Annotated in this window: 13 protein-coding genes; 4 read left to right on the top strand and 9 right to left on the bottom strand. The window is 71.6% G+C overall.

What is annotated here, in order from left to right; genetic code table 11:
* The first annotated feature begins 6 nt into the window (after nt 1–6).
* On the top strand, nt 7–1,188 hold the full coding sequence (locus tag ACTIFU_RS05855) for an MFS transporter (protein ID WP_439577352.1): 1,182 nt from the start codon (nt 7–9) through the stop codon (nt 1,186–1,188).
* Here the strand turns inward: ACTIFU_RS05855 and ACTIFU_RS05850 are convergent.
* Nucleotides 1,182–1,511: an FtsB family cell division protein gene (locus tag ACTIFU_RS05850; protein ID WP_439577351.1), complete on the bottom strand. Its 330-nt coding sequence runs from the start codon at nt 1,509–1,511 to the stop codon at nt 1,182–1,184. The two genes, ACTIFU_RS05855 and ACTIFU_RS05850, sit on opposite strands and share 7 nt — an antisense overlap.
* A 51-nt stretch (nt 1,512–1,562) precedes the next feature.
* Nucleotides 1,563–2,849, bottom strand: coding sequence for a phosphopyruvate hydratase (eno, locus tag ACTIFU_RS05845; RefSeq protein WP_439577350.1), 1,287 nt, complete (start codon nt 2,847–2,849; stop codon nt 1,563–1,565).
* An 86-nt stretch (nt 2,850–2,935) separates the two neighbouring features.
* On the opposite strand from eno, the gene ACTIFU_RS05840 reads away from it, so the two are divergent.
* Nucleotides 2,936–4,045, top strand: a complete 1,110-nt coding sequence (locus tag ACTIFU_RS05840; RefSeq protein ID WP_439577349.1) for an enolase C-terminal domain-like protein — start codon at nt 2,936–2,938, stop codon at nt 4,043–4,045.
* A 111-nt stretch (nt 4,046–4,156) separates the two neighbouring features.
* On the opposite strand, the gene ACTIFU_RS05835 is transcribed toward ACTIFU_RS05840, so the two are convergent.
* The 5 genes from ACTIFU_RS05835 to ACTIFU_RS05815 all read right to left on the bottom strand — a co-directional run bounded on the left by ACTIFU_RS05835 (nt 4,157) and on the right by ACTIFU_RS05815 (nt 9,906).
* Nucleotides 4,157–4,435 carry a GIY-YIG nuclease family protein gene (locus ACTIFU_RS05835; protein ID WP_439577377.1) on the bottom strand — a complete coding sequence of 93 codons (279 nt, stop codon included), beginning with the start codon at nt 4,433–4,435 and terminating at the stop codon, nt 4,157–4,159.
* Between the two features lie 250 nt (nt 4,436–4,685).
* Nucleotides 4,686–5,879 (bottom strand): phosphoglycerate kinase, encoded by a 1,194-nt coding sequence (locus ACTIFU_RS05830; protein ID WP_439577348.1) that lies wholly within the window; start codon nt 5,877–5,879, stop codon nt 4,686–4,688.
* Nucleotides 5,879–6,892 (bottom strand): type I glyceraldehyde-3-phosphate dehydrogenase, encoded by a 1,014-nt coding sequence (gene gap / locus ACTIFU_RS05825; protein ID WP_439577347.1) that lies wholly within the window; start codon nt 6,890–6,892, stop codon nt 5,879–5,881. The genes ACTIFU_RS05830 and gap overlap by 1 nt, the downstream gene beginning before the upstream one ends.
* A 22-nt stretch (nt 6,893–6,914) precedes the next feature.
* A complete protein-coding gene (gene tkt / locus ACTIFU_RS05820; RefSeq protein ID WP_439577346.1) occupies nt 6,915–8,951 on the bottom strand; it encodes a transketolase in 2,037 nt (678 codons plus the stop codon).
* 112 nt (nt 8,952–9,063) lie between these two features.
* Entirely contained in the window at nt 9,064–9,906 is an 843-nt protein-coding gene (locus ACTIFU_RS05815) for a phytoene/squalene synthase family protein (RefSeq protein ID WP_439577345.1), read from the bottom strand.
* A 97-nt stretch (nt 9,907–10,003) separates the two neighbouring features.
* Between ACTIFU_RS05815 and ACTIFU_RS05810 the strand changes: the two genes are divergently transcribed.
* A complete protein-coding gene (locus tag ACTIFU_RS05810) occupies nt 10,004–10,615 on the top strand; it encodes a superoxide dismutase (protein WP_439577344.1) in 612 nt (203 codons plus the stop codon).
* 50 nt (nt 10,616–10,665) lie between these two features.
* Nucleotides 10,666–11,145 (top strand): copper chaperone PCu(A)C, encoded by a 480-nt coding sequence (locus ACTIFU_RS05805; RefSeq protein WP_439577343.1) that lies wholly within the window; start codon nt 10,666–10,668, stop codon nt 11,143–11,145.
* Here the strand turns inward: ACTIFU_RS05805 and ACTIFU_RS05800 are convergent, their stop codons facing one another.
* Entirely contained in the window at nt 11,146–11,505 is a 360-nt protein-coding gene (locus tag ACTIFU_RS05800; RefSeq protein ID WP_439577342.1) for an Mth938-like domain-containing protein, read from the bottom strand.
* A gap of 2 nt (nt 11,506–11,507) precedes the next feature.
* On the bottom strand, nt 11,508–12,029 hold the full coding sequence (gene yajC / locus ACTIFU_RS05795) for a preprotein translocase subunit YajC (protein ID WP_439577341.1): 522 nt from the start codon (nt 12,027–12,029) through the stop codon (nt 11,508–11,510).
* Nucleotides 12,030–12,369 lie beyond the last annotated feature (340 nt).

Genomic DNA, 12,369 nt, shown 5'->3' with positions numbered 1-12,369 from the left:
CGCGCCATGTCCGCGTCCGCGCCGCTGCACCGCCTCACCGCCGCTGCCTTCGCCGCCCACGCGGCGGACCAGCTCGTCTTCGCCGCCCTGCCGCTGCTCGCCGTACTGCTCGGCCACGGGCCGGGCGTGGTCGGGGTGCTGGTCGGGGTGCAGTCCTCCGCCTGGCTGCTGGTGTCGCTGCCAGCGGGGCGATGGGCTGACCGGCTTGCGACCCGGGCGCTGGTGCTGCGCGCGCTGATGCTGTCGCTTGCCGGGCTGGCGGTCGGCGCCGCTTCCGCCGGCGTCGAGGCCGTCGCGATGACGGCGCTCTCCGGCTTCGCCGTCGCCGGCGCGGCGGCGGCGGTCGCGATCGCCACGGTCGCCGCGGTGCCGCGCCTGGCGCCGCCGCCGCTTGCGCGCGCCAATGCGCGGGTCGAGCTGGCCCGCGCGGCCGCGAGCCTCGGCGCGCCGCTCTGCGCCGGGCTGCTGGTGGGGCTCGACGCCCGTCTGCCCTTCGCCGCGGCGGCGGCTGTGATCCTGCTGGTCACGCCGGCAGCGTCTCGACTGCCGGACGACGACGCGCGGCCGGTCGGCCACGCCGCGCCGTCGACCGGGCTGCGCGACGCGGCCGCGAGCATCTGGTCGGAGGCGCGGCTGCGTGCGGTCGCCTGCTGCGCGGTCGCGTGGAATTTCGGTTTCTTCGCGCTCGCCGGCGTGTTCGTGCCGCTTGCAGCCGCGCGCGGGCTCTCGTCCGCGACGATCGGTGCGGTGCTGTCCGGCTACGGCGCGGGGCTGATCCTGGGCGCGCTGGCCGCGCCCCGCGTGCTGGCGCGTGCCGCCCCGGGTGCGGTGCTGGTGTTCGGGCCTGCGTCGTCGATCCTGGGCGCCGCGCTGATCGCGGCCGCGCCTCAGGCGGTGGCCCTCGCCGCCGGACAGTTCCTGCTCGGCCTCGGGCCGATGCTGTGGATGGTCGCGCGCACCGGGTTGCTGCAATCCGTCACGCGGCCGGATCAGCGCGGCCAGGTCGCGGCGGTGATGCAGGTGAGCGTGTTCGGCGTGCGCCCGCTCGGCGCGCTGGCCGGCGCGGCGCTGAGCGCGGCTGGCGGCATCGAAGCGACACTCGCGCTCGCGCTTGCCGCCTTCACCGCCTCGCTGGTCGTGATCCTCGCCTCGCCGGCGGGAGCGCTGCGCCGCGCCCCGGCTCAGTAGAGCCGCTCGTTCGGGCCGTAGGGCAGCACGATGTCGTCGGGCGCCGCCATGTTCAGCATCAGCCGCACGCGCTCGTCCAGCGCGTCGCCGTCGAGATGCTCGACCCGCAGCGCATTGACCTTGCGCTCCATCCGCAGCCGCTCGCGATCGAGCCGCGCGACCTCACCCTCGGCCAGCGCGATCTGCTCCTGGATCGCGCCGAGCGCGATCAGGCCGCGGCTGCCGTGCAGCGTGTGCCAGGCGAAGAAGCCCACGAGCGCCAGTCCCAGCACGGGCGGCACGGCGGCGAGCGCGCGGCGCTTCAGTTCGGCGGCGACGGACATCCGTGACAGGGAATCATCTCCCGCCGCGTCGGCGCAAGAGCCGAGTTGTCCTCAGCTTCGCATCACCACACGGCGGCCGCCGTAGCGGCCGGCCTCGCCCAGCATCGCCTCGATCCGCACGAGCTGGTTGTATTTCGCGGTGCGGTCCGAGCGCGACAGGCTGCCGGTCTTGATCTGCCCACAATTGGTTGCGACTGCGAGATCGGCGATGGTCGCGTCCTCGGTCTCGCCCGAGCGGTGGCTCATCACGCAGCGCCAGTTCGCGCGGTGCGCCATCTCGACCGCAGCCAGCGTCTCGGTGAGCGTGCCGATCTGGTTCACCTTGATCAGGATCGCGTTGGCGCTGCCCTTCTCGATCCCCTGGGCCAGCCGGTCGGTGCTGGTGACGAACAGGTCATCGCCGACGAGCTGCACCTTTGCGCCGAGCGTGCGCGTCAGGTGCGCCCAGCCCTCCCAGTCATCCTCGGCGCAGCCGTCCTCGATCGAGACGATCGGGTACTTCGCGCAGAGCCCGGCGAGGTAGTCGGTCATGCCGCCGGCGTCGAAGGTCTTGCCCTCGCCTTCCATGACATACTTGCCGTCCTTGAAGAACTCGGTGGCGGCGCAGTCGAGCGCGAACACCACGTCCTCGCCCGCACGGTAGCCCGCCTTCTCGATCGCACGCGCGAGGAAGCCGAGCGCCTCGTCGGCCGATTTCAGGTTCGGCGCGAACCCGCCTTCATCGCCGACATTGGTGGCATGACCGGCCGCCGAGAGCTCCTTCTTCAGCATGGCGAACACCTCTGAGCCGATCCGCACAGCGTCCGCCATGGTGCCGGCGCCGACCGGCAGGATCATGAACTCCTGGATGTCGATCGGGTTGTCGGCATGCGCGCCGCCGTTGATCACGTTCATCTGCGGCACCGGCAGGGTGCGCGCCATGGTGCCGCCGACATAGCGGTAGAGCGGCATGCCCAGCGCCATGGCCGCCGCCTTGGCGACCGCGAGGCTGACGCCGAGGATCGCATTCGCCCCCAGGCGCGACTTGTTCGGCGTGCCGTCGAGATCGATCATCAGCTCGTCGATCTTCACCTGCTCGGTCGCGTCGAGCCCCGAGAGCGCATCGAAGATCTCGCCCTCGACCGCGTCGATCGCCCTGCGCACCCCCTTGCCGCCGAAGCGCGCCGTGTCGCCGTCGCGCAGTTCGATCGCCTCGTGCGCGCCGGTCGACGCGCCCGAGGGCACGGCCGCCCGGCCCATCGCCCCGTTGTCGAGCACCACATCCACCTCGACGGTCGGGTTGCCGCGGGAATCGAGGATCTCGCGCGCGACGATGTCGGCGATGGCGGTCTCGGTCATCGGGGAGGCTCCAGAGAAGGGGACGCCCGGACCTAGCGCGGCGGGCGCAAACCGGCAACCCTGCGGCCCCAAAGGGAGGAGACCGCATGCGCATCACGGACGTCACGCTGACCCTGTTCGCCTGGGACGGCATCCCGCCGACCGTCTATGGCGCGCACACCGGAAAGTTCTCCGGCTCGTCTGCCCTCGGGCTGCTCGCCGTCGAGACCGACCAGGGGATCACCGGGCACGCCTTCCTCGGCTCGGCCATGAACCCGGCGACCGGCGACGGCCAGGCGCTGATCACGCATCTGAAGCCGATCCTGCTGGGGCGGAACCCGCTGGACCGCGAACTGCTCAACCGCGACCTCTGGCGGCGCCAGCGCAGCGCAGGGGTGCGCACGATCGGCGCAGCCGACATCGCGCTCTGGGACATCGCCGGCAAGGCAGTGGGCCAGCCGATCCATCGGCTGCTCGGATCGTTCCGCGAGTGCCTGCCGGCCTATGCCTCCTCCGCCGTGCTGGCCTCGCCCGCCGCCTATGCCGAGGAGGCGCAGGGCTTCAAGGCGAACAACTGGGCCGCCTACAAGATCCATCCGCCCGCGCGCCGTGCCGAGGACATCGCCGTGTGCGAGGCCGTGCGGCGCGCGGTGGGCGACGACTACACGCTGATGCTGGACGCGACCTGGAGCTACGACTTCCCCGACGCGCTGCGGGTGGGCCGTGCGATCGAGGCGCTTGGCTTCCACTGGTACGAGGACCCGCTGTCGGACCAGGACATCTACAACTCCGCCAAGCTGAAGCAGGCGCTGCGCATTCCGCTGCTCGCGACCGAGTATCCGATCACGGGGCTGGACGGCTACGCGCCCTGGATCCTTGCCCGCGCGACCGACTATCTGCGCGGCGACGTTGCGGTGAAGGGCGGCATCACGACGCTGATGAAGGCGGCGCACCTTGCGGAATCGTTCCGGATGAACTTCGAGATCCACCACGGCGGCAACTCGCTGAACAATGTTGCCAACCTTCATGTCGCGATGGCGATCCGCAACACCGAGTTCTTCGAGGTGCTGCTGCCGGATGCGGCGCAGAAATACGGGCTGGTGCAGGACATCGTGGTGGACGCGAACGGGCTCGTGCACGCGCCCACGGCGCCGGGGCTCGGCTACGAGATCGATGTCGGGCTGGTGACGCGCAAGACGATCGCGGTGCTGCGCTGAGCGCCCTCACCCTGTCCCTCTCCCGCACGCGGGAGAGGGAACCCGGTGGCGACGTGCGTCCCCTCTCCCACGCAAGTGGGAGAGGGTCAGGGTGAGGGAAGTGCCGCATGCCTACTGGTACTTCCGCCGCTTGAACGCGGCGAGATCGGCTGGCTTGAGCTTGAACCACTCGCCGCTGGCTCGCTTGTTGGCGAAGCGACGGTGCCAGTACGCCTCGATCCCGGCCGGATCGTCGGTCCTGATGGTGTGCACGAGCGTCGCGGCCTCTGGCAGAGCGTGTAGACGTTTCGATCTGAACGGACGGTTGGCATGAGCGGCGGGGATGGAGGCTGCGGCACGGAGCCACAGGCGAAGCGCAGCGCCCCGGCCGGCCCGATGGAAGGGCCCCATGACCCAGACCGAATGAAAGGTGAACCGCGCCAAGGCTGGCCTGCCGGAGCTGGCCGCGCAGTTGGGCAACGTGACGCCGGCGTGCCGCGTGCTCGGCTACAGCCGGGAGCCGTAGGCGGCCAGAGGCCACACCCGCCACGCCAAGCCGGACGACCGTCAGATGAAGTTCAAGTGCAGACTTCTACAACGACCGGCCGCTTCCACCTGATCGGACACCAGACACCGCAGATGTCATCGGCGTAGACGTTCATCAGACTGCCAGCGCCGCCACCCCCGGCAGGGTCTTGCCCTCCATCCACTCCAGGAACGCCCCGCCGGCGGCCGAGACATAGGTCAGGTCCTCGGCCACCCCGGCATGGCGCAGCGCCGCGACTGTGTCGCCGCCGCCCGCGACCGACAGCAGCGTGCCGGCCTTGGTCAGCCAGGCGACCCCCTTGGCGACGCGCACGGTGGCGACGTCGAAGGGCGGGGTCTCGAAGGCCCCGAGCGGGCCGTTCCACACCAGCGTGCGGCATGCCGCAAGCCGGTCCAGGACGCTGGCCGTCGTCAGCGGACCGACATCGAGAATCATCGCATCGTCCGGCACTGCATCGATCGTCACGGTCTCGGAGGGCGCGCCGGCACGCAGATCGCGCGCGACCACGGCGTCCACCGGCAGCAGGATCGCGCAGCCGGCCGCCTTGGCCTTGGCCTCGATCTCGCGGGCGGTGTCGTGCAGCTCGGCCTCCTGGAGGCTCCTGCCGACCGCGACGCCGCGCGCGGCGAGGAAGGTGTTCGCCATCGCCCCGCCGATCACCAAGTGGTTCACCTGCGCGACCAGGTTGCCGAGCAGGTCGAGCTTGGTGCCGACCTTCGACCCGCCGACGATCGCCGCCACGGGGCGCGCCGGGTTCCCCAGGGCCTGCTCCAGTGCCTCGAGCTCGGCCTGCATCAGCCGCCCGGCATAGGGGGGCAGGCGGTGCGCCAGCGCCTCGGTGGTGGCATGGGCGCGATGCGCGGCCGAGAACGCATCGTTCACGTAGGCGTCACCGAGCCTGGCGATCGCGTCCGCCAGCGCGGGCTCATTCCTCTCCTCGCCGGCGTGGAAGCGGGTGTTCTCCAGCACGAGCACGTCGCCCGGCTGCATCCCAGCAACGGCCTTCTCCGCCGGCGCGCCGATGCAGTCCGCGGCGAAGCCGACCGGGCGGCCGAGCACGCGGCCCAGCGCCTCCGCCACGGGCTTGAGCGACATCTCCGGCACGCGCTTGCCCTTCGGCCGGTCGAAGTGGCTCAGCACGATTACCTTCGCGCCCTTCTCGGCGAGCTCACGAATGGTGGAAGACAACCGCTCCAGCCGCGTGAGATCGCTGACTTTCCCGTCCTGCATCGGCACGTTCAGGTCAGCACGCAGCAACACCCGCTTGCCGCGCGCCTCAAGCGTGTCGAGGGTGCGGAACCCCGGCATCAGAGCGTGCCCAGCAGCACCGCCGTGTCCGTCATGCGGTTCGAGAAGCCCCACTCGTTGTCGTACCAGCCCATCACGCGCACGAGGCTGCCCTCGATCACCGCCGTCTGGGTGGCGTCGAAGGTGCAGGAGGCGGGGCTGTGGTTGAAGTCGGAGGAGACCAGCTTCTCGGTCGAGTATTCGAGAATGCCCTTCATCGGGCCGTCGGCGGCGGCCTTCATCGCCGCGTTCACCTCGTCCTTGGTGACCGACCGCTTCAGGTTGGCGTCCAGCGACACGAGCGAGACGTTCGGCACCGGCACGCGCACGGCGGTGCCGTCCAGCTTGCCCTTGAGGTCCGGCAGCACAAGCCCGACCGCGCGAGCGGCCCCCGTGGTGGTCGGGATGATGTTCACCGCCGCGGCGCGCGCCCGATGCAAATCGCGGTGCAGCGTGTCGACCGTGTTCTGGTCGCCCGTGTAGGCGTGAATGGTGACCATGTAGCCGCGCTCGACCCCGAAGGCGTCGTGCAGCACCTTCACCATCGGTGCCAGGCAGTTGGTCGTGCAGGAGGCATTCGACACCACCGTCATGTCCTTGGTGATCACGTCGTGGTTCACGCCGTAGACCACGGTGGCGTCCGCGCCGTCACCCGGGGCCGAGATCAGCACCTTGCGCGCACCGGCCGTGAGCAGCGGCTGGACCTTCTCTTTCGAGGTGAAGATTCCGGTGCACTCCATTGCCACATCAACATTCCTGAGCGGCAGCTTGCCGGGATCTCGCTCGGCCGTCACCGTGATCGGGCCGAGCGTGCGGCCGCCATGACGGATGATCATGCTGTCGGCCGTGGTCTCCACCGTGCCGGGGAAGCGGCCGTGCACGGAGTCGTACCGGAACAGGTGCGCGTTCGCCTCCACCGAGCCGAGGTCGTTGACCAGCACGCACTCGACGTCGCTGCGCCCGGACTCGACGATCGCGCGCAGCACCAGCCGTCCGATCCGGCCGAAGCCGTTGATCGCAACCTTCACCGCCATGGTTGGTCTCCCTCCTCCGAATTCACGACAGGCGACGCGTCACCGCGGCCGCCACGGCCTCCGGCGTGATGCCGAAGTGCCGGTAGAGCTTCTCGTAGGGGCCCGAGGCACCGAACCCTGTCATGCCGACGAAGATCCCCGAGAGCCCGAGCCAGCGCTCCCAGCCGAAGCCGCAGGCCGCCTCGATGCCGACGCGCAGCGCGCCGCCGAGCACGACGGCCTGCCACGCCTCCTCCTGCCGGGAGAACAGCTCGAAGCAGGGCATCGACACCACGGCCGTGGGGACGCCCTGGGATTGCAGCAGTTCCCGCGCGGCGAGGGCGATCGCGACCTCGCTGCCCGAGGCGATCAGCGTGGCCTTGCGCTGCCCCTCGGCATCGGCGAGCACGTAGCCGCCGCGCGCGACCATGTTCTCGGGCGTGTGGGCCGTGCGCACGGTCGGCAGGGCCTGGCGGGTGAGCGCCAGCGCCGACGGCCCGTCGGTGCGGGCAAGGGCGAGCGCCCAGGATTCCGCGGTCTCGACCGCATCGGCCGGGCGGAACACGCAGAGGTTCGGCATCGCACGCAAGGCCGCGAGATGCTCGACCGGTTGATGTGTCGGCCCGTCCTCGCCAAGGCCGATGGAGTCGTGGGTGAACACGTAGACCACCCGCTGCTGCATCAGCGCGGCAAGCCGGATCGCGGGACGCATGTAGTCGCTGAACACCAGGAAGGTGCCGCCATAGGGGACGAGCCCCCCGTGCAGCGCCATCCCGTTCAGGGCCGCGCCCATGCCGTGCTCGCGCACGCCGAAATGGATGTGCCGTCCGGCCCAGTTGTCGCGGCTGAGCGTGCCCATCGCCTTGACATGGGTCAGGTTGGACCCGGTGAGGTCCGCCGAGCCGCCGACCAGCTCCGGGACCGCCGGCGCGAGCGCCTCGAGCGCCTTCTGGCTGGACTGGCGCGTGGCAAGCTTCGGCTGCTCCGCGGCGCAGGCTTCCTTCCAGGCGTCGAGTGCGGCGCGCCAGCCCTCCGGCAGGCGGCCCGAGATGACGCGCTCGAACTCGGCATGCTGGGGCGAGCGCTGGTAGCGGCGCAGCCAAGCCATGCGCTCCTTGGCACCACGCCGTCCGGCCTCCTGCCAGGCGCGGGCGATCTCGGCCGGCACGGTGAAGGGGGGGGCATCCCAGCCGAGCGCGCGCTTGGCGGCAGCCGCTTCCTCGGCGCCAAGCGGCGCGCCGTGGGTCGCGGCCGTGCCGGCCGTGGTGGGGGCGCCGAAGCCGATGATGGTGCGGCAGGCGATCAGGGTCGGCTTGCCGGACCGCTCGGCATAGGAGAGGCCGGCGGCGATCTCGGCCGGGTCGTGCCCGTCCATGCGCTTGGTGGCCCAGCCATAGGCGGCGAAGCGCTTCAGCGCGTCGTCAGAGCAGGCGAGCGAGGTCGGCCCGTCGATCGAGATCGCGTTGTCGTCATAGAGCACGGTCAGCTTGGCAAGCCGCAGGTGCCCGGCAAGCGAGGCGGCCTCATGGCTGACGCCCTCCATCAGGTCGCCATCCGAGGCGATCACCCAGGTGCGATGGTCAACCAGCGACCGGCCGAACCGGGCGGCGAGCATGCGCTCGGCCATGGCCATGCCAACGGCGGTGGCGATGCCCTGGCCAAGGGGCCCGGTGGTCGTCTCGATCGCGGGGTGTTCGCCGTATTCGGGGTGCCCGGCGGTGCAGCTGCCGAGCTGGCGGAAGCCGCGCAGCTCCTCCATCTCCATGCCGTCATGGCCGGTGAGGTGCAGCAGCGCGTAGAGCAGCATCGAGCCGTGCCCGGCGGAGAGCACGAAGCGGTCGCGGTCCGGCCAGCGCGGATCGGCGGCGTCGAACTTCAGGAACCGGGTCCAGAGGACGGTGGCGACGTCGGCCATGCCCATGGGCATGCCGGGATGGCCGGACTTCGCGGCCTCGACGGCGTCGATGGCGAGCGCGCGGATGGCGTCGGCCATCGCGCGCTCCGGGCCGGCGGTGTCGGCGAGCAGGTTGCGCATGGTGTCGAGCGCGGGGTTGGCGGCAGGCGCTTCGGTGACGGCCACCTGGCACTCCGTTGGGTTCGAGGGAGGGCGGGGGCTGCTATAGAAAGCGCGCGGCGGAGGGGCAAGGGTCAGGGTCGCGCAGGCAGCCCAGACGGGCCCGATATCGGGACACTCACACCCGCCCGGTCCAGGCCATGCGCGCGACCGCCCATTGCGCCCCCAGAAGCGGCCCCGCCACGCGCGGATCCCCCGGATCGAACCCAACCCGGCGCAGCCGGCGCAGCGTGCGCACGCCGAGCGCCGCCGGCAGCAGCGCCGGGCGCGCCTCCCGCGGGACCTCCGGCAGCAGCCCGCGCAGCGTCACCGCGTGGTTCTCGGCAAGCTCGGCGATCACGCGCGCCACCCGCCGCACCCCCTCCCCGGCCGGCGTGCGCGCCAGATCGGCCAGCCGCACCCCCTCGGCGCGCAGCAGCGCGCGCGGCAGCAGCGTGCGCCCGCGCGCCGCCAGCACCGGAGCGGCGCGCAGGATGCCGCTGAGCCCGTACACGGCGCCGCCATGCCGCGCGGCCGACACGCCAGCGGGCGTCTCCGCCCCCAGCACGCCGAGGGCGAGCCGCATCAGCCCGCCCGCGCTCGCCGACGCATAGGTCTCCAGCGCGGCCGGATCGGGGATCCCCTCCTCGGCGAGTTCCGCCTCGCGCGCGGTGATCACGGCGTCGAGCAGCGCGGGGTCGAGCCCGCGCGCGGCGATCAGCCGGCCGAGCGGCTCGGCCACCTCGTGGCGGCGGAAGCGCCCGTGCGATGCCTCCTCCACCACCTCGCGCCACCACTGCAGCCGGATCAGCCCGAGCGCCGGCTCGGTCACCGCGTCGCGCACCCCCGCCAGCGCCACGTTGAACGCCCCGAGCGTGAACAGCGCCTCGCGCACAGGCTCAGGCGCGAACAGCGCGCAGAGGAAGCGGTCCGGGTCGTCGCGGCGCAGGATCGCGCCGCAGGGCGAGAGCGGGGGCGGCATCGCGCGTCACGTGGCACGGCGCGGCCCGGTTGACGATCCCCCGCAACGGGCCTTACCTGCCGCCTGCCTTCACCCCCATTCCGCGGAGACAGACGCCATGGCCTTCACCCTGCCGTCGCTGCCCTATGCGCATGACGCCCTCGCCGCCTCGGGCATGTGCCAGGAGACGCTCGAGCTGCATCACGGCAAGCACCACCAGGCCTATGTCACGGCGCTGAACGGTTTCGTCGAGAAGGACGCCAACCTTCAGGGCAAGTCGCTCGAGGAGATCGTCAAGCTGTCCCACGGCAAGGCCGAGATGGCGGGCGTGTTCAACAATGCCGGGCAGATCTGGAACCACAACCTGTTCTGGCCCTGCATGAAGCCGAACGGCGGCGGCAAGCTGCCCGGCAAGCTGGAGGCGAAGATCGCTTCCGACTTCGGCTCGGTCGATGCGTTCAAGGACGCGTTCAAGCAGGCCGGGGCGACGCAGTTCGGCTCGGGTTGGGCCTGGCTCGTGGTCGGCAAGGACGGCAAGCTCGCAACCGCCAAGACGCCGAACGGCTCCAACCCGCTCGCCGAGGGCCAGGGCACCGCGATCCTCGGCTGCGACGTGTGGGAGCACAGCTACTACCTCGACTTCCGCAACCGCCGCCCCGACTACCTCACCAACTTCCTCGAGAAGCTGGTGAACTGGGAGTATGTCGAGAGCCTGCTGGCCAAGGCCTGAACCAGCCGGGGCGGCCACGTGCCGCCCCACCGCTTCCCGGAGAGACGATCATGATCACCCGCCGTTCGGCTCTGGCGCTCGCCCTCGCCGCCGTGGCCGCGCCCGCGGCCGCGCATCACGATCACCGCATCGAGGTGCAGGAGCCCTGGGCGCGCGCGGCCCTCGCCGGGCGGACGAGCGCGGCCTACATGACGCTGGTGAACCCCACTGAGACGCCGGACCGGCTCGTGTCGGCGGCGAGCCCGGTCGCGCAGACGGTGGAGCTGCACGCGCATCTGCACGACGGGGGTGTGATGCGCATGCGCCCCGTCGCCGGCATCGAGGTGCATCCGGGCGAGCCGTCGGTGCTGGCGCCCGGCGGGCTGCACGTGATGCTGATCGGGCTCATGCGCGACCTTAGGCGCGGCGAGACGATCCGGCTGAGCCTCACCTTCGAAAAGGCGGGCAAGGTCGAGGTCGAGGTGCCGGTGCTGGCCGCCGGCGCGCGGGGGCCGGAGGGCCATGGCGGCCACGGCCGCCACACCCACTAGCTACAGCGCGATCAAGGCGGCGGCCACGCGCCGACCCTCCGCCGCAAGCGTCGGGTAGGTGCGGCAGGCGGCGGCCGTGTCCATCGCCTCGACGGCAACGCGGACCGCACGCAGTGCCGCCGCCACCTCCGCGGGCGCGAGCGCGAAGCGCCGGCCGGTACCGAGCACCAGCAGATCGAGCTCAGCGCCCGCCGCGATCACGGGGCCGAGGCTCGCGGCGTCGGCCTCGGCGAGCGAGCCGGCCGCCCAGGGCAGCATCCGGTCCGGCAGCAGGATCACCGAGCCCGCCACGGTCGCACCCGAGATGCGGAACCCGCCCGGCCCATAGCCCTGGAGCACCGGCGCCGCGGGGTCGGCCACGCTCAGGCCTGGCGCGGCGGCGTCTGATCGTTGGCCGGGCTCGGTTCCTGTGGCGCCTGATGCGGCGGCTCAGCCTGTTCGGCCGGCGGCGGCTCCGCGGCCTCGGCCGGCGCTTCCGTCGGCGCGGCCTCGGCCTCGGGCCGGCCCTTGCGCCGCTTGCCCTGGCGCTGCGGCTGCGGCTGTTCGGCGTCCTCCGGCTTCGGCGGCTCTGTGGGCTCGCGCAGCACCGACTGGATCGTGCTCTTCACCACCGTCACGCGCAGCTGCGGGTTCTTCGAGACCTCGACGATCACCTCGTCGCTCTCCGGGGTGACGCGGATCACCGTGCCGAACACGCCCCCACCGGTCACCACCCGGTCGCCGCGCTGGAGCTGACCCAGCATCTCGCGGTGCTCGCGCGCCTTCTTCTGCTGCGGCCGGATCAGGATGAAGTAGAACACGACGAAGATCAGGATCAGCGGGGCCAGGCTCATCAGCCCGCCGGTGGGGTCGCCGGCCTGCGCATAGGCGGGAGAAATCAGCATCGCTCGCTCGTGCCCATGTCTCGGGAAAGGGCGCGGACCATAGCAGCGGCCCCCTGCCCTTCATACCCCGCGGGCCCGGCCTCCCGCGCGCCGATGCCGGGGGAGCCGAGGGGCCCGTGCCAGGGCCGCGCCCGGGCGCCGACCATGGCACCGCGCATCCACACCGTGCCCGCCCCAACGGTGAAGATGCTCTTGATCTGCACGGCACTTATGTTACAAACGCATGACCAGGAGATGACTCCGGGGTCGGGATGGCGGCGCGTGGGACCGACGTCCAACCCTCCGCCGGGGTCGGAAGTCTCGGGATCGCCAAGGATCCCCAATAAGTCCACCCCAATAA

It is taken from the genome of Elioraea sp., assembly GCF_051860475.1.
Lineage (GTDB): Bacteria > Pseudomonadota > Alphaproteobacteria > Acetobacterales > Acetobacteraceae > Elioraea.
The sequence above is the reverse complement of the archived record's forward strand: the minus strand, read 5'-3'. Positions and strand labels throughout refer to the sequence as shown.